The 17,856-nt window shown below is 35.1% G+C and carries 14 protein-coding genes, 1 tRNA gene and 4 pseudogenes; 13 read left to right on the top strand and 6 right to left on the bottom strand.

Features of this window, described 5'->3' with window-relative positions; translation table 11 throughout:
* From HET73_RS01810 to HET73_RS01790, 5 genes and pseudogenes are all read left to right on the top strand, one after another.
* Positions 1 to 666 (top strand): annotated as a pseudogene (locus HET73_RS01810) (WD0745 family porin); the annotation flags it as partial.
* A gap of 273 nt (positions 667 to 939) precedes the next feature.
* Positions 940 to 1,770, top strand: a complete 831-nt coding sequence (locus HET73_RS01805; RefSeq protein WP_174132702.1) for a DUF2163 domain-containing protein — start codon at positions 940 to 942, stop codon at positions 1,768 to 1,770.
* Between the two features lie 8 nt (positions 1,771 to 1,778).
* Positions 1,779 to 1,865 (top strand) — tRNA-Ser (locus HET73_RS01800).
* A 25-nt stretch (positions 1,866 to 1,890) separates the two neighbouring features.
* Positions 1,891 to 2,520, top strand: a complete 630-nt coding sequence (locus HET73_RS01795) for a ferredoxin reductase domain-containing protein (RefSeq protein ID WP_174132703.1) — start codon at positions 1,891 to 1,893, stop codon at positions 2,518 to 2,520.
* Entirely contained in the window at positions 2,504 to 3,040 is a 537-nt protein-coding gene (locus HET73_RS01790) for a 5-formyltetrahydrofolate cyclo-ligase (protein WP_174132704.1), read from the top strand. The genes HET73_RS01795 and HET73_RS01790 overlap by 17 nt, the downstream gene beginning before the upstream one ends.
* Before the next feature lie 93 nt (positions 3,041 to 3,133).
* Here the strand turns inward: HET73_RS01790 and recF are convergent, their stop codons facing one another.
* The 3 genes from recF to HET73_RS01775 are packed head-to-tail and all read right to left on the bottom strand — an operon-like array spanning position 3,134 to position 6,162.
* Positions 3,134 to 4,204: a DNA replication/repair protein RecF gene (gene recF / locus HET73_RS01785; RefSeq protein ID WP_174133933.1), complete on the bottom strand. Its 1,071-nt coding sequence runs from the start codon at positions 4,202 to 4,204 to the stop codon at positions 3,134 to 3,136.
* 18 nt (positions 4,205 to 4,222) lie between these two features.
* Positions 4,223 to 4,690, bottom strand: coding sequence for a thioredoxin-dependent thiol peroxidase (gene bcp / locus HET73_RS01780; RefSeq protein WP_174132706.1), 468 nt, complete (start codon positions 4,688 to 4,690; stop codon positions 4,223 to 4,225).
* Between the two features lie 53 nt (positions 4,691 to 4,743).
* Complete coding sequence (locus tag HET73_RS01775) at positions 4,744 to 6,162, bottom strand: sensor histidine kinase (protein ID WP_174132707.1); 1,419 nt, start codon at positions 6,160 to 6,162, stop codon at positions 4,744 to 4,746.
* Positions 6,163 to 6,226: 64 nt separating this feature from the next.
* Here HET73_RS01775 and HET73_RS01770 point away from each other — a divergent pair, with 64 nt between their 5' ends.
* The 4 genes from HET73_RS01770 to HET73_RS01755 all read left to right on the top strand — a co-directional run bounded on the left by HET73_RS01770 (position 6,227) and on the right by HET73_RS01755 (position 9,242).
* Complete coding sequence (locus HET73_RS01770; protein WP_174132708.1) at positions 6,227 to 7,408, top strand: aspartate aminotransferase family protein; 1,182 nt, start codon at positions 6,227 to 6,229, stop codon at positions 7,406 to 7,408.
* A gap of 1 nt (position 7,409) precedes the next feature.
* On the top strand, positions 7,410 to 7,916 hold the full coding sequence (rimM, locus tag HET73_RS01765) for a ribosome maturation factor RimM (RefSeq protein WP_174132709.1): 507 nt from the start codon (positions 7,410 to 7,412) through the stop codon (positions 7,914 to 7,916).
* Positions 7,917 to 7,978: 62 nt separating this feature from the next.
* Positions 7,979 to 8,545: an elongation factor P gene (gene efp / locus HET73_RS01760; protein WP_174132710.1), complete on the top strand. Its 567-nt coding sequence runs from the start codon at positions 7,979 to 7,981 to the stop codon at positions 8,543 to 8,545.
* Between the two features lies 1 nt (position 8,546).
* Positions 8,547 to 9,242: an inositol monophosphatase family protein gene (locus HET73_RS01755; RefSeq protein ID WP_174132711.1), complete on the top strand. Its 696-nt coding sequence runs from the start codon at positions 8,547 to 8,549 to the stop codon at positions 9,240 to 9,242.
* On the opposite strand, the gene hemA is transcribed toward HET73_RS01755, so the two are convergent.
* Positions 9,239 to 10,432, bottom strand: coding sequence for a 5-aminolevulinate synthase (gene hemA, locus HET73_RS01750; RefSeq protein ID WP_174132712.1), 1,194 nt, complete (start codon positions 10,430 to 10,432; stop codon positions 9,239 to 9,241). The two genes, HET73_RS01755 and hemA, sit on opposite strands and share 4 nt — an antisense overlap.
* A 648-nt stretch (positions 10,433 to 11,080) precedes the next feature.
* Between hemA and HET73_RS08900 the strand changes: the two genes are divergently transcribed.
* The gene (locus HET73_RS08900; protein WP_281356007.1) at positions 11,081 to 11,203 is read left to right on the top strand and encodes a hypothetical protein; all 123 of its coding nucleotides are present in this window, start codon (positions 11,081 to 11,083) and stop codon (positions 11,201 to 11,203) included.
* Between the two features lie 463 nt (positions 11,204 to 11,666).
* Positions 11,667 to 14,477 carry an excinuclease ABC subunit UvrA gene (uvrA, locus tag HET73_RS01745; RefSeq protein ID WP_174133932.1) on the top strand — a complete coding sequence of 937 codons (2,811 nt, stop codon included), beginning with the start codon at positions 11,667 to 11,669 and terminating at the stop codon, positions 14,475 to 14,477.
* Positions 14,478 to 14,548: 71 nt separating this feature from the next.
* Here uvrA and HET73_RS09335 read toward each other — a convergent pair.
* A pseudogene (locus tag HET73_RS09335) lies at positions 14,549 to 14,927 on the bottom strand (transposase family protein).
* Positions 14,905 to 15,228 (bottom strand): transposase family protein, encoded by a 324-nt coding sequence (locus HET73_RS09330; protein ID WP_343033062.1) that lies wholly within the window; start codon positions 15,226 to 15,228, stop codon positions 14,905 to 14,907. Before HET73_RS09330 ends, HET73_RS09335 begins: the two are co-directional and overlap by 23 nt.
* Positions 15,229 to 15,699: 471 nt before the next feature.
* On the opposite strand from HET73_RS09330, the pseudogene HET73_RS01735 reads away from it, so the two are divergent.
* Positions 15,700 to 16,731, top strand: a pseudogene (locus HET73_RS01735) (IS110 family RNA-guided transposase).
* Positions 16,732 to 17,163: 432 nt separating this feature from the next.
* A pseudogene (locus tag HET73_RS01730) lies at positions 17,164 to 17,856 on the top strand (IS110 family transposase); the annotation flags it as partial.

The following is a 17,856-nucleotide window of genomic DNA, read 5'->3' as shown; positions in this document are numbered from 1 at the left end:
CCAGACTATGAGCATATAATAAGTGCTGGTGCGTCATATGAGTATGACTTTAGTCAGCTAAAAGTTAAAACTTCTGTAGTTGGTGAATGTGGTAAAGCGAAGAAACCAGATGATATCAAATATGCCTATAAGGAATTTGTGGAATACAATGACCTAATGGGCGTTAACTTTGGCGTAAGCGCTGACTATAAGATCAACGAAGATCAAGGAATAAAACTTGCTGCGTCTTTTGCATACTTGGGTAAATCTGGTCAACCAAAGGTTATTGAAGAACTAAAAGATGTTAATGGTAAACCAAAATATGAGAAACTTCCTGATGGAAAAAGAACGAAAGGAATAGAAGATCAATTCGGTGACAAGAGTAATAATACCATGTACTGGACTGCAGGTGCTGGTTATCAGTATGAGAGCTTCTACACAAGCTTGACATACTTCGGTAGTAAAATGAGTGATGGGGATAAGCTTCATGACGTTGCACTTGGTGTTCAGTATGATCTCTCTCCTGCTTGCAGTAAGAGTAAATTTGTTCCTTATGCAGCCCTTCATTACTTTATGACTGATGAGAAGCAAGCTGACAATTATAAGATTATAAAAAAGGATAGTAACGAAGTAGCACCTTCTAACAAAGGGGTTCTCTTCCTCACTGGCGTGAAGTTTTCTTTCTAATTGGCTAATAATACACACCACGGTTGTGGTGTGTATCTTGTCTATTCGTGTTCAGTGTTTAATTAAGTAACCACAGGGTGTCATTCCAGTGCGTGACACTGGAATCCAGCCTTTCCATTAAAAACGTTATGTTTTTATATAACATTTTTATGCTCACCAACTTAGTGTCCAATTTAAATTACTGGATTCCAGTGTCACGCACTGGAATGACACCATTTACTATGTGAATTACCTAAGAAAAACAAACATTCATACAAAAAATAGGAGGCAACTATGCAAACCACATTAAAAAACTATTTAGCTGGAGAGTTACTTACCATTGCTATGTGTTGGAAATTAACGCTTATTGATGGAAAAGTAATGGGATTCACTGATTATGATGAGAATTTGAGCATTGATAATATACTCTATAAATCTTCAAGTGGATTTACAGCCAGTAGTATAATATTAAACAGCAATTTAAAAACTGATAATCTGGAAATCGAAGGGATATTAAATAGTGATGATATTAAAGAAGAAGATGTTTTATCAGGAAAGTACGACTTCGCAAATGTCGAGATATTTCTTGTAAATTACAAGGATTTGAGCCAGGGAACGATGAATTTGCACTTTGGAACTTTTGGTAAAGTAACGTTAAATAGTGGGAGGTTTGTCGTTGAAATCAGAGGACTTGCGGCAAAGCTTGAGAGGAACATGGCAGAATTATATTCCCCTGCATGCAGAGCACAATTTTGCGATGATAGATGTAAAGCCGATGCTAAAAAGTTTAGTAAAATAAGTACGGTTACTAAAGTGATAGACGAAAGAAGATTTGAAGACACTAATTTGACTGAAATTGATGGATATTATAAGCACGGAGTAGTGAAATTCTTTGATTCAGCAGCATTTGAAGGTGTAGTGAAGGAATACAAAAATAAAGTAGTGACACTATTTACTTCGCCTCCATACCAAATTTTTGCTGGAGATAAATATTCGATACTCGCAGGTTGTGATAAAACATTTTCAATGTGCAAAAACAAATTCAACAATACTGTAAATTTTCGTGGTGAACCCTATATACCTGGTTTAAACTTGCCTAGCAGCACAACTTTCAATATCCTATAGTAATATGTGGAAAGGTGGCTGAGTGGTCTAAAGCACACGCTTGGAAAGCGTGCACATATGAAAATATGTCGGGGGTTCGAATCCCCCCTTTTCCGTATCGCATGCATGTAGAACAAAAACATGAAAAATATAATGCTAATTGGTGGCGGAGTTGGAAATGCAGTATTGTTTTCAATAGGAAAAGCATGCCTTGAAAATAATAATAAGGTTTTATACTTTGCTGGCTATAGGAAATTAAATGATATATTTAAACGAATATTGATAGAGCATGCATCAAGTGCAGTAGTCTGGGCATGTGAAGAAGGGTTGATAGAAACAAGCAGAGATCAAGACCGATCCTTCCACGGTAATATAGTTGATGCAATAATCTCTTATCAACAGGGAGTATTAGGTGATATCATGATTAATTTAGACGCTATAGATAAAATCATTACTATTGGTTCTGATAAAATGATGAAGGCTGTAAACGAAGCAAGAAAAACGGTTTTAAAGCCATATCTGAAATCGGATCACGTAGCAATATCATCGGTCAACTCTCCTATGCAGTGTATGATGAAAGAAATCTGCGCTCAGTGCGTGCAGCGACATATAAATACGAAAACGGGAGAAGAGAGTTATGTTTATAGTTGCAGTAATCAAGACCAGGATATGGAGTTTGTTGACTTTGATTTTTTAAGTGAGCGTTTGAGGCAAAATAGTTTACAAGAAAAACTCACTGCAAAGTGGATAGATCATGTCCAAAGATATTAAACAACAAAAAAAGGAAATAAGAGAGCAATATAGGGCTATAAGAAAAAATATTGATAAGGATTATTCCGGTTATGCAGCAAATTCTCTTGTTAATCTCTTTAATCAGAACTTAAGTCACATTAAAGGTAAAACAATTGCGGCTTACATTCCAATTGATGGAGAGATAAATGTTATACCTTTGATGTATAATTTGCTCAATTTAGGTTATAAAGTAGCAATTCCTGATGAAAATAAGCCACTAAAATTTAAGGAATGGAGCAAAACAGATGAAAACAACATAATCCCTGATACAATCATCACTCCTGTTATTGCTTTTGATGATCATTTTAATAGATTGGGTTTTGGTGGTGGATGGTATGATGCTGTAACAAAAGAATTGCGACCGCTTGGAAAAATATTTATAGGTGTAGCTTACGAGAAACAGTATTGTAAAAATTTACCAGTAGAGGAACACGATCAAAAATTGGATATTATAATCACTGAGACGCGTGTTAGGTGTAAAAGACAAGATTTAATCTGACAGACAAGAAGTTAACTGACAGAAGAATTGAAGACCAATATTAGAGTCTTGTTTAATGCTACTATTGCCAACAAAAGTTTGTTATGCAAGAACCTATAATTCAATTAATTTAAAATAATCAATATAATTATCAAAACTATTTCGATCCACATCAGTTATCCAGGTTTGGCATTGAATATTTAACATTTCTTCTATTAACACTTTCCTGTAATGCTTGTCTAGATGAGACATTATATCGTCAAGCAGAAGAAGTGGTGCCTTATTGTGGTGAATACATCTTGCTTTTACACTGGATAAAATAACAGAAAGCAGCAATAACTTTTGTTCTCCAGTAGAGCATAGATTTACAGATATGTCCCTTTTTTGACAAAAAACCTGAAATTTATCGTTATTTACACAAAAGGTTACTCTGCCAGTTAACGAGTCTTTTTCTCTATTTTTCTTTAGGTGGCTTTGAAAATATTCTGCAGTATCGTTCAAAGCTAGCTGGCTGTTGAATTTCAAACTCGCTTTTGGAAAAAACTCAGTGGAGTAGCTATCAATTGTATCTTGTAGTGTTTTTAAAACAGATAGTCGCATACGTAATATGTTGACTGCATTAACAGCCATGACATTTTCAAGGCTGGATAGCCAATTTTCATCCAAAATATTTTCCCTGAGTAGTTTACTTCGCTCGTTTTTAGCTTTCCTATATCTCATATAGCAATAAATGTAATTTTCTTCAAATAGTGAAACTATACGGTCTAAAAGTTTTAGTCTATCGCTTGGAGAATTAAGAAGAATATAATCCATTTGTGGAACTAGCCATATTACGTTGGATATTCGGTAAAGAGATGAATAACTTGATTGTGTTTTCCCATCAATTTGTATCAATTTCTTATTAAAATTCTTTGCTATACCAATTGGGTTAAAATCTGTTCCATTAAAAAACCCGTAGTGTACTGCCCAGTCTTCATTGTTGAATCTATTTTGCATCTCACTGGCTTTTGCTTTTGTTATTCCATTGCTTTTAGCAAGAAACGAAATTGCTTCAAGTATATTGGTTTTGCCAATACCATTTTTACCAGTTATTACAACTGGATTGTCACCCAAATCCAGTTCAAAACTTGAATGGTTACGAAAATTGTGTAATTTTAACTTTTTTATGTAGCAATGGGCAGCCATTAGCCTAAATAGTTTTTTTTATATTCCTCTTACTTCCTCTAGAACTTTGTCAACATGTCCGCTAACTTTTACGTTTTTCCAAATTTTCACTATTTTGCCTTTTTTATCTATTAAAAAAGTAGTACGTTCTATTCCCATATACTTTTTACCAAACATGCTCTTTTCTACCCAAACACCATACTTTTCCAATATTTCGGCATTTTCATCAGAAACTAAATAAAATGGCAGGGAATATTTTGCTTTAAAGTTGGCATGACACTTAATACTATCTCTTGATACACCAACTATCACTGTATCAAGAGAAAAAAAATCATTTATTTTATCTCTAAAATCTTTTGCCTCCATTGTACAACCCGGAGTATCATCTTTAGGATAGAAATAAAGAACTACATTTTTTTTATCAAAAAAATCACTCAGTGATAAATTTTCACTAGAATCTGTTGGTAAGCTAAAATCAGGTGCATTATTTCTTACTGCTAATTCCATACCTCGCTCCGTTAATGACACTTATAGTAGTATATTATATTCACGAACTCTAGTTAAAAATCAATCAAATCTTCACATGTTTGCTCTTCGTAAAAGAAGTTTAACGTTATCGTAGTACCAAGTTTTGCTTCACTTTTAATATCAAAAGTTCCACCCATTAACTCTACTAATTTTTTGCTAAGTGGTAGTCCAATACCTGTGCCTTCGTTTCTATATCCTGAATCTGCTTGGCCGAAAACGGACATAACTTTATATATGTCCTGCTGCATTATTCCTATTCCGTTGTCATGAAATTCAATAGTTAGTAAGTTTTTTTCTATCTTCTCTTTAATTACCATTCTTATTAAGCCATCTTTGGGAGTAAATTTGATCGAATTTGATAATAAATTTATTATAATTTGTTTCATTCTTTTGGGATCCGCAATAACCAATAATTGTTTATCAGGCATCTCTTTCTTTAAACTAATTCCTGTTTCTTTTAATTTAGGTGATAGCATATTTAAACACGAATCTATTATTTTATTCAGGTTAAACTTCACTTTTTCTACTGTTAAACTGCTTGATTCAGCTTTTGAAAAATCTAGCACATCGTTAATTAAAGCAAGTAAATGTGTTCCTGCATTATATATATCGTCTGCATACTCCTTGTATTGAGAGTGATCCATCGAACCTAAAGTTTCATTTTTGATCAACTCTGCGAATCCAATAATAGCATTAAGAGGTGTACGTAGCTCATGTGTAACGCTTGCAAAAAACTTTAGCTTATTTGCGTTTTCTTGCTCTAATGCCTCTTTCATCTGTTGTAATTCAATATTAGTTTTATGTTGCTTAGCCAGCATTTGAGTATTGGAAAAGTGCAAATAAAGCATTATTAATATTAAAATTACTAATAGTAAGCCTACAAACGTTAAAAATAGGCTATAAACCATAACATAGGAGTTGTTATGGTTTTGAATAATCTTAAAAAAAAACGACGGCTTAGTATCACTTTCATGGAATATAGGAAAAATAGAAATTAGTTTATTTCCTACAGTATAAAATATCTCTTGGTTATTTAGTAGTTTATCAATTTCATCATTTGTAAGTAACTGTTCATAGTCATGATCTTGAGTGTTAAAGTGGCTGAATATTATTCTGCTATTTTGGTCATACAGTACTAAACTCAAGTTCTTCACTTTGCTAACTGATTGTAACAATTCAGCACGCAACCTTACCAGTTGGTTTATATAATCAAAGTTCTTGTATTTAATATGATGCTTTTCTATTAGTAAGTAATGGTATTTTTTTATTATGCTATTTTCCAGTACACTTTTTAAGCCTATACTTGAGTCACGGTAAGAGGAAAGAAAATTATTTCTTAGTGAGTAATTACAATATATCACGCTAAACAAAATCACAAAAATTGATGAGAATAATGCAATAATTTTTGAGTATCTATTTTTTTTTAATATAGAAAGTATTAGTTTATACATATCCTTCTCATTGTGAAACAACGACTTTTATGTTATTAATTAAAATTTAGCATATCATATTTTTATGACAATTTCTCCTATCTTGCCAGTTTATTCTCCTATTAATATAAATTTTTCTTATGGCAAAGGTATTTATTTGTATGATGTTAATGGCAAGCGCTACATAGATTTTCACTCAGGAATAGCTGTTAGTAGCTTGGGTCATGCCAACTCGCGACTAATTAGTACTCTTAAATCGCAAGGAGAAAAGTTATGGCATATATCAAATACCTATAATATACCTGCTGCTAACAACTTCGCAGAAAAATTAATAAACAACAGCTTTGCTGATACCGTATTTTTCACAAATTCTGGATCAGAAGCAGTAGAGTGTGGGCTCAAGATTGCTAGGGCCTATCAAAATGGAAAAGGCAATAAAAACCGCCATAGAATTTTAACGTTTCATGGTGCATTCCATGGAAGGACCTTTTTAACTTGTGCCACAAACGATAGGCAGAAATTTTCTGAATTGCTGAATCCCTACATTGATTGGTGTGATAATATAAAGTCCAATATTGAAAGTGTGAAGAAAGCAATTTCGGGTGGTATAGGCGTTATATTGATAGAACCAATACAAGGGCAAGGTGGTATCAAAGTAATGGATGACACCTTTATGAAGGAACTAAGAAAACTATGTGACGAAAACGATATATTGCTATTTTTTGATTGCGTACAATGCGGTACTGGTAGAACGGGAAGATTGTTTGCATACGAACATATAGGAGTGGAACCTGACATATGCGCTCTTGCAAAAGGAATAGGAGGAGGTTTTCCACTAGGGGCTTGTATTACAATTAAAAAGGTCGCTCAGTACATGGCAGTTGGCATGCACGGTTCCACTTTTGGCGGCAATCCGCTTGCAACTTCAGTAGGTAATGCTGTATTTGATGAATTACTCAGCTCTGGCTTTTTGGAAAATGTTGAAATTAGAGGTAAGTATTTAAAAAATAAATTAGAAGACCTAGCAAGTAAATTTCCAATGATAGAAGAAGTAAGAGGAAAGGGATTAATGCTTGGAATAAAAGTGAAAATGAATAACCAAAAGTTTGCAGAAGAGCTAAGTCATCGTGGGCTACTCACTGTTGGAGTAACGTCAGATAACGTTGTAAGGATTTTGCCTCCGTTAATCATCACTGAAAAAGAGATTGATGAAGGCATTGAGATTCTCAAACAGTATTTATCTGTGAAATCTTCTGACTTACGTTAGTATGAACGACAGTTTAGTGTGTCTCGGAATTGTTACCTCTTCTCACGGAATTAAAGGAGCTGTTAAAATAAAAACTTTTACTGAAAAGCCCGAGAATGTCTCCTTGTATGGTAGGCTAATAAGTGGTGATGAGAGTTATAAAATAGACTCAGTGTCTGTCATAGGAAACAATTTAGTAATAGCTACAATAAGCGGAGTAAATTCTCGTAATGAAGCAGAGCTTTTAAGAAATAAGAAATTATACATAGAAAGAAGCAAGATGCCGAAGTTAAATGATGAGAATGAGTTTTATCAAAATGACCTTGTAGATATGGAAGTAAGGCTGGAGAACAATGAATTATATGGCCATGTAAAATCCATACATAATTTCGGTTCAGGAGATATATTGGAAATTTCAGTCATCAGTACAAAAAAGAGTATTATGCTACTTTTTACTAAAGAGATATTTCCGCACATAAACACAAAGGAGAGGTATATAGTCCTAAGTATGCCGGAATTTATTGGTTAACAAAGGCTTTGAATTTACACAAAAGCTACTTATAATTATAAGGTCAAACTGAAAGTGTAATTATGGCAGAAAGAGCTAATGATATCAGGCCAGGTCAAGTGTTGGAGCATAATGGCGGATTGTTTTTGGTTGTGAGTATTATGCATACTCAACCTGGTAAAGGTGGTGCATATGTACAAGTTGAAATGAAAAACATCAAAACTGGAGCAAAACACTATGAAAGATTTCGCTCTGATGCAACAATCAGAAGGGCGATTCTAGATGAAGAGGAATATGTTTATCTCTTCACTGAAGAAGATATTGTGCATCTAATGCACCCAAGCAATTACGAACAGATTATTATAAATTTAGACTTATTAGGAAAAAAAAAGATTTATCTACAGGATAACATGAAAGTAAAGGTGGTATCTTATCAGGATAAAATAATCTCTGCGCATGTGCCTGATTATGTTACGTTAACTGTGAAAGAAACGGAGTCTGTTATTAAAGGGCAGACTGTTACTTCTTCTTATAAACCTGCAATTTTAGAAAATGGAATGCGCGTTAACATGCCTCAATTTATAAAAGAAGAGGATAAAATTGTAGTATATACTCCTGATGATAGCTATTACGAAAGAGTGAAAGAGTAAAATGTCTATCTCATCACCACGAATCAATGTGATGCTTAATTCTGTACGCAATGCTTCTAAACAACTTATGCGCGATTTTAACGAATTGCAAATTTCCAATGTTAAGTCAGCAGACTTTATCAACAAAACTTACTCAAGATCCAAACAAACCATATACGATTGCTTACACGACTACAAACGAGACTATGGCTTTATTTTTGAAGATGAAACTGATCAAGAAGTAAAAGATGACACTTATACCTGGTTCATTATGCCTATAGAAAGCAGGGAGAATTTTTCCAGTTGCATGGTTTATTTCGCAGTGTCAGTCTGTCTCATTCATAAAAACAAAGTTGTGGCAGTTGTAATTGATGCTCCTGCTCTTAGGGAAACCTTTTGGGCAGAAGAGAAGAAGGGTGCTTTTCTTGAAGACTCTAGATCTCGTCACACAAAAATGCGGATGAAAAGTCGTGAAGGAGGTTTAATAGATATAAGTGGTAATTTGTTAAATAAATTACTACCAGGCAATAATAATGTACGCTCCGTCGGTTCAGCAATTTTAGGTTTTGCATACCTTGCTGCAGGAAGATACAGTGGAATAGTTTACTCTGGAGTTAACAAATATAAAGCCTTGCTTGGTAGACTTTTTCTGCAAGAAAGTGGTGGAAGATTAATAGAAGATAACGGGTTAATCATTGCTGGTGATATTAAACGCTAAGCTACAGGAATAGATAGCTTCTCAAAGACTTTTGCAAGAGACTCTGTTAAATGCTCTATCATTTCATCGGTGTGATAAGGCGTAGGGGTAATACGGAAGCGTTCAGTTCCTCTTGGAACTGTCGGGTAATTTATATGTTGAACATATATTCCATGCTCATCAAATAATAATTTTGATGCCCTTTTGGATGATTCTGAATTGCCAATTACTATTGGAATTATATGAGTTTTTGTTGGAATAAAATTAATTCCTGCATTTTTCAATGAGTTTTTTACCTTTGCAACAACTTGTTTTTGTTTTTCCCTTTCAATGTTACTTGATTTTAGATGCTCAACGCTTGCTTTTGCTGCTGCTGCTAAAACAGGTGACATAGCAGTTGTGAAAATAAATCCTGGAGCGGAACTTCTTATTACATCTATCAAGCTCTTTGAAGATGCTATATATCCACCCATCACTCCAAAAGCCTTTGATAATGTACCTTGAATAACGGTCACTCTATCCATCAGACTTTCTCTTTCAGCAATTCCACCACCGCGTGGGCCATACATACCAACTGCGTGTACCTCATCCAAATAGGTAATTGCATTATATTCCTCTGCCAAGCTGCATACTTCTCTCAGCGGTGCTATATCGCCATCCATTGAATATACGGATTCAAGCGCTATTATCTTTGGTGTTTTTGTGCCTACAGACTTTAACAACTGTTCTAAGTGATCAACGTCATTATGTCTAAATATGTGTTTCGGTCTTTTTCCTGACTTTATACCTTCTATCATCGAAGAATGATTTTTTTCATCTGAAAAGATTACCACATTAGGAATAACAGACAATAAAGTGCTGAGTGTTGTCTGGTTGGCAAGGTAGCCACAAGCAAAAGTTAAAGCAGCCTCCTTATTATGCAAACAGGCTAGAGACTGTTCAAGTTCGACAACCTCTTTTGTTGTACCGGATATATTTCTTGTGCCTCCAGCTCCAACTGATGAATTCTGAATAGCGGCAATGACACTCTCATTTTGCGACATTCCTAAGTAGTTATTACTGCACCAGACGATAACTTCTCTATTTCTTTCATAGTCCATAATGTAGGGAAGCCTGCCAGGCAGCGATGCAAAGTGTGTAAATTCACGGTAGCGCCCTTCTTCTTTTATATCTTTAATTTTATTTAAGAATATCTCTTCGTAGTCTACCAAGTTTTTGTCTATTAATAACTAATAAAATTATAATAAATTATTCAATGATAGACTACCATATTTATTTCTTAGCTTATTGTTGTACAACAAACTTCACTGGAATCCAGCCTTCCTGCAATCTCATCGAAACCGTTGTGTTTTAACAATATGCTAGTTTGCTTGCCCACAAGCAAACTTTTCTGGATCCCAGTGGGCTTTGTTGCATCGCTATCTATGACGGATTAAAGATAAAAAAATGGAGAATATCAGTAGCTTATTATTCTAGCATTTATAGTAAGGACAGTCAGTGAGTACCTAAATTTGAATAAAAGAAATTTTACTACCATTCACTAATCTAGCTAAAATTCAAGAATTTCAATGCTTTAGCTATTTTAAATAGAATTAAATTTATTAATACAAACAATAAATTACTATTCTTAAATTTGATCAGATTGATTGCAAAAAAAACAAGATTTTCAATAGGTTACTTGTATAGTTGGCCTTTCATAGGTAGCGATGCAACAAAGCCACTCCGTAGCGTCATAAAAAACCAATTATTTTCTTGCTCTGTCATTCAAATAGCCTCTTTCCTGTCATCCCAGCACGTAACATATAACTGTACGAACATTGCAATTTCCGGATCCCAGTGCCCCCTAGGGTGTCATTCCAGTGCTTGACACTGGAATCCAGCTTGTAAATAAGTCTCGTAAGAAAATGCAGTTTTTTGTTGAAATAGCTCAACTAGATCCCAGTGTTACGCACTGGGATGACATCATAGGAGCACTGGAATGACACCTTCTTGCCTAGTTCTTTTAGCTACGAATATTAAGAAATTTACCAAATCGAAAAAAAAGGCAAAGAAATCCCGAGTAGCGAGTTTTGACCCTTTAATACTGTAACTTGGCGCTGTAATAATGTGCTGACGCTTAGTTTAAGCGCGATTTTGGCTGCATGTGAAAAAATTTAAAAGACATGTAGCCCCAATAATTTATATAATCCGCCAATAAATACCCTAAGTTTTTTACTAAATTTTTGTCATTGAATCCGCGCGGATCAAAAACAAGTTTTGAGTTAGAAATACCCTTAGTAGCATGGTAATAAGATTGGCGGGGGTTGTCAAGGAGTTTTTATACCGTTTTTAGCTGCTTGGGTTTTTTGTAGGTCTATATTCGTACAATTCTCCATAATGGTTAAAAAAACTAGTAGAAAGTTACTATAAATTCACGTATTTTGAGACTATAAAAATACGTGATGTATGGACGATTTCATTAGAGTTAAGGGCGCAAGAGAACATAATCTGCAAGGCATAGAAGTCAATATACCGAAAAATAAGCTAGTCGTTGTAACTGGACAAAGTGGTTCTGGCAAATCTAGCTTTGCGTTTGATACGATTTATGCAGAAGGTCAACGCCGGTACGTTGAAAGCCTATCAGCCTACGCGAGTCAATTTCTCAACATTCAAGATAAACCAGATGTTGAATCGATTACGGGCCTCTCCCCTGCAATATCAATCAACCAGAAATCGGTCTCAAAAAATCCAAGATCAACGGTTGGAACTGTTACTGAAATTTATGACTATCTACGCTTAATATATGCACGAATAGGGATTCCTTACTCGCCTACAACTGGGTTGCCAATAACAAAACAAACTGTGTCTCAAATTGTAGATACTATAATGGCGTTACCTATGGACACTAAAGTGTATATCCTCGCTCCCATTGTACGTGGTAGAAAGGGAGAACATCTCAAAGAGATATTGGAAATTAAAAGGCAAGGTTATGTAAGACTAAAAATAGATGGCGAAACACACGATATGGATGACTTACCTAAGCTTGATAAGAACAAAAAACACGATATTTTTGTGGTTGCAGATAGGGTGTCAATATCAGACGATATAGGAAATCGACTGCCAAGTAGTATAGAATCAGCGTTAAGGCTTGGTCACGGCTTAATGTATGCAGAGATAATAAACTTACCTGACAGTCATAATTCCGAGTACCAAAATGGTCAAATTTTAACTTTCTCAGAGAATTTTGCATGTCCGGAGTCCGGCTTCACTCTTGAAGAAATAGAACCAAGATTTTTTTCTTTTAATAGCCCCTATGGTGCATGTGGATCATGTAATGGGCTTGGTAAGAGGCTAAGTGTTGATATAAAGCTGATAGTGCCAGATGAAACGCTTTCAATATCTGAAGGTGCTTTAAAGCCAGTGGGATCAATGTTCCATCAAATGCATACAAATTATGGATTTCTAAAAAATGCAATCCTATCACTAGCTGAAGATTGCAAATTTAGCCTTGATGTCCCATGGAAGAACATAGATCAAAAAGTGAAGGATGCAGTACTTTTTGGTTCTAAAGAAATGAAATTTCAAGGTTTGGTCAGTATTCTAGAACGCCAGATGGATTATGATGAAACACTTATTGAGCGATATTGCTCTGTCACTCACTGTAAGGAATGTACTGGCTATAGATTGAGAAAAGAAGCACTCACAGTAAAAATTGATGAGAAACACATAGGTGAGATATCTAGGTTTAGCATCGATGAATCCCTCAAATGGTTTGAGAATTTGCCAAGCAAGCTTACAGAGCAACAGAAGCAAATCTCAATTAGAATCTTAAATGAAATAAGCAAGAGGCTGACATTTTTAAAGAATGTTGGGTTGAATTATCTGACGCTTGACCGTGAGTCTAGCACTCTCTCTGGCGGTGAAAGCCAAAGGATCAGGCTTGCTTCACAAATTGGCTCTGGTTTAACAGGAGTGCTATATGTGCTTGACGAACCCTCGATTGGTCTTCATCAGTGTGATAATGATCGATTAATTGCCACACTTAAAAACTTGAGAGATATGGGCAATACTGTGATTGTTGTTGAGCATGACGAAGACACTATAATGGCTGCTGATTATATAATCGATATTGGTCCTGGAGCCGGTGTAAATGGAGGAAAAATTGTTGCAGAAGGAACGCCAGATCGGGTGCAGAAAAGTCCAGAGAGCATAACAGGGCAATATTTGAGTGGAAAGAAAAAAATCTCAATTCCAGAAAAAAGAAAACAAACAACTCAGTTTATAAAGGTAATTAACGCATGTGAGAACAACTTAAAAAATATAAACGTTGAATTTCCTATAGGGAATTTTATTTGTGTTACTGGAATATCAGGAGGAGGAAAATCAAGTTTAGTTATAGAAACACTATATAAATACTCAGCACATAAGATATGTCATTCATCTGCAAAGTATGGCCAATGCGATAAAATAGAAGGCCTTGAGTATATAGATAAAATTATAGAAGTTGATCAGTCACCAATTGGCAGAACTCCCGCATCAAATCCGGCGACATATGTCGGTATCTTTACTCATATAAGAAATTGGTTTGCAGGTCTCCCAGAGTCAAAGGCACGAGGTTATAACATAGGTCGATTTTCATTTAATACCAAGGGGGGAAGATGCGAAGCGTGTAAAGGTGATGGACATTTAAAGATAGAAATGCATTTTCTACCGGACGTGTATGTAAAGTGCGAGCAGTGTAAAGGTCAACGATATAACCGAGAAACACTAGAGATTACTTACAAAGGTAAATCAATTTCTGATGTGCTTGATATGACGATAGATCAAGCTTGTGATTTTTTTGAAAATCTTCCAATGATAAAAGAAAAGTTGGTTTCTTTGCAGGAAGTGGGGCTTGGCTATATAAAACTCGGACAGCCGTCAACAACGTTGTCTGGAGGTGAAGCACAACGAATAAAGCTATCCAAGGAGCTATCAAAGCGATTTACCGGAAGAACGTTGTATATTCTTGATGAGCCAACAACTGGATTACATTTTGAAGATGTGAATAACTTACTGAAGATACTTCATAAATTAGTCGATCTTGGAAACACTGTTATAGTTATCGAGCATAATTTGCACGTTATAAAAACTGCAGATCACATAATAGACATTGGTCCAGAGGGTGGAATGAAAGGCGGAAAAGTAGTCGCTGCAGGAACTCCAGAAGAAGTTGCAAAAACTCCCAAAAGTGTTACAGGCAAGTACCTTAAAACATATTTATCAAACAGAGCATAAACCATTTCTTAATTATATTAGGATACGTTACATATTTTCAATTTGGAGAGAATAATGTCAGTAGACTTCTTTCAAAATTCAAGTAGGAGCTCAAAATTGTGAATAGCAGCAATCAAATTAAATCTTAAACCAAAACGTTTTCGTCTGTTTCTATACCTGTCCGAGATGATTTTAAACCTCTTCAATAGGCCAATCACGTTTTCAATTATCACCCTTTGGCTGGAAAGAGATCTGTTCTCCTTTATTTGTTCTTTACTCAACGGATTCTTTTTCGTTCTCCTGTATGGCAATTCAACATTTTTGTGTATTTTTTGCATTCCTCTATAGCCAGAATCAGCTAAGATTTTAGTCTTCGGTAACCTTTGATTCTTTAAACATCCGGAAATCATGCTTTCTACCATTGGAGAAGGATGTACATATGACTTTTTTACTTTTCTTTTCTGCTACTATTTGCGTTTTTATAGTATGCCTTTTTTTCTTTCCAGAGTAGAAGCGTTTTTGCTTTTTTTGGCCTCTCTACTGGCGTCTCAGTTCCATCTATCACCAAAACTTCATATTCTACATTACTCTTTAATAGCTCTTTTTTTCCTGGTAATGCAAAATCTGAATGCTTTACTAGTACCCATTTTACTATTTTATAGCAGTTACTTTCACTTACGCAATAACTCTGTCCAATGTGAAAATACGTTCGATATTCTCTTATATATTCCAGTGTCATAAGCAACCTATCTTCTACGCAAAGTTCTGCCACTTCTAGCTTTTTTTCTTCTATCTTCCTCTTCTAGAATCTCTACCATTCGCTTAAATGTTGCTTTTTTACTCCTGTTAACCGTCGAAACTTTTCTGCTTCTAACTCTTCTATTTCATTATATCTCACTATTTTAAATTGGCTATCTTACACTACCTCTACCAATTTGGAAAGAAGTCTATTGACAAAAGTTTTGCAAAAATTCGATGGCATAAAGACCTTGATGTGCTCATTGTATAGCTATAGCCCTTCTTGTATCTTGAAAAAAGCGTCTAATGTTTTAAGCTTAAGCATTAGATGGAGGAGGAAGAACTCTGGAGTCCTTCTAAGATCAAGAATCTGTTTGGGAGATAAGAGCTCCCTCCTCAAAAGTTATAGGCTGGACGGTATCATAGAAAGACCTCAATGGTTCTAATTCTGTATTCACAAGGTAAGCCTTACTTTTCATTTTAATAGTAACGTATGGGGTTATATATGATCAACAACTTTTTAGGCATAGACATTTCAAAAGAACGTTTTGATGTCTTTCTTTCATTCATAGGCAAAAAAGGAAAACGTGAAGCTAGGAAAAGGAGCTTTAAGAATGATGATAATGGGTTTCAAGGTCTACTGAGCTTTCTACAAAAACATAACGTAGAAGAAGTAAAAGCTTGCATGGAGTCTACTGGCTGTTATAGCGAAGCTTTGGCTGAATTTCTGCACAATGCTGGGCATTTTGTTAGTGTTGTAAATCCTTATTGTATAAAATCTTACGCGAGGAGTAAGCTTGTACGACAAAAGAACGACCAGATTGATGCAGAGATTATTGCTGCCAAAGACAGGAACTTTCCCGTTGGACACCACCTTCTCCTGAAATGAAAAAATTAAAACATCTTTATCGTTGCTCGGCTGCGTTAAAAGACGAATTGACATTGATGAGTAATCATCTAGAAAAAAAAGAGAGATTGCCTAAAGAAGTTGCAAATGCCTGGGAAGACCTTGCAATGAACATAGAACAAAAAATAGAAACAATAAAAAATTCCATACGTGAACTACTAAAACAACACAAAGAGTTGTTAGAAAACTTTCAACTTTTATTCAGGAATAGGAGAAGAATCAGCAATAGCTATTTTAGCTGAAGTTCCTGACATAAAGGCTTTTAGAGATGCCAGGCAATTGGCAGCATATGCAGGAGTTATACCACGAAACATAACGTCAGGTTCATCTGTACATGCCAAGCCCAGATTAAGTAAAGTTGGTTCGCGAACATTATGCAAGGCACTTTTCTTTCCCGCCATAGTAGCTAAGAATCACAATCCTATTATCATGAGCTTTTGCCAAAGATTAAAGGAAAAGGGTAAACATAATATGGCCATCGTTAGCGCTGCAATGCGTAAGCTACTCCATATCATTTTCGGTATTCTGAGATCCAAAAGTGCTTTTAATCCTGACCATATCAAAAACTACAGGGCTAGGAGATTGACTAGTGATTTAAATCAAAAAGTGCTTCCATCAGATCTTATGTAAAATAGTATTTTATACAAATTTATTTAATGTAGTTGGTTAGTGTATATGTTGATAAGTAAATTGGCTTTATGTATGCAAGACAGCAGAAATATACTTATCAACATATACACTAACTATAATTTGTATAACGCTACACAGTTGGAAGTATTTTTTGATTTCGCAATACAGCTTATAAGATTCAATTTTTATAATTTTCTTGTTGACTGGCGAGACGGTTGTAAGTTGGGAATGTGATATAAAAGAAGCAAGAAGGAAGATAACCTATAAAAATGTAGTTATCGCAGGCTTGAGCGACCGTGAACGGTAGTATTACACATACGTAGATATCAAGGTACTCAAGCCTATCCTTCGAGACGTTTGAATAGTTGTTTGGGACATACATATGCACCCGTTTACAATCTTAAATTTTAACTTAAACTCTCGAGGTTCTTTATGGTTACATCTTATCAAAATTTTATTGGCATTGATATCGGAAAACTTGAATTTGTTACTGCAGTTAATGAACAAAAAGGTGTCGTCAAATTTGACAATAATTGTGCTGGTTGGAAGCAATTCTACCAGAAATTTTCAGATATCCTACCTAATTCCATGGTAATCTTGGAAGCTACAGGAGGTTTGGCTTATTGTATTTTCTTATTGACAGAAACATTGCTGTACACCGTGCTAACACTCGTCAAGTTAAAAACTTCATTCTATCTCATGGAACTTTGGCAAAGACTGACAATCTGGATGCAAAAGCGCTTGCCCAATATGGTTTTGAGCGTTGTAGATATTTGCAGCTATTTGTACCTATCTCAAAAGAACAAACCACCTTGTTTGCACTCTGTCAACGTCGTGACGATATCACAAAAATGCTTGTTCAAGAAAAAAATAGGCTAAAAACTCCTGAAAATGATTACATCAAGGAAAGTTGTCAACAAACTATTGAGTTCCTTAACAATCAGGTAAAAAATCTCGACCAAGCTATACAAAAAATAGTCAATGAAAATCCTGAATTACAACGATGCCAAAAAATTCTTGAAACAGTTCCAGGAATAGGTAGAAAAACCTCTCAATGTTTATTATGCCTTATACCAGAACTTGGTTCTTTAAACAAAAAGCAAGTTGCAGGTGTTGCACCTCATC

The organism is Wolbachia endosymbiont of Atemnus politus (assembly GCF_013309895.1).
Note: the sequence above shows the minus strand (reverse complement) of the source record. Positions and strands in the feature narration are given on the sequence as shown.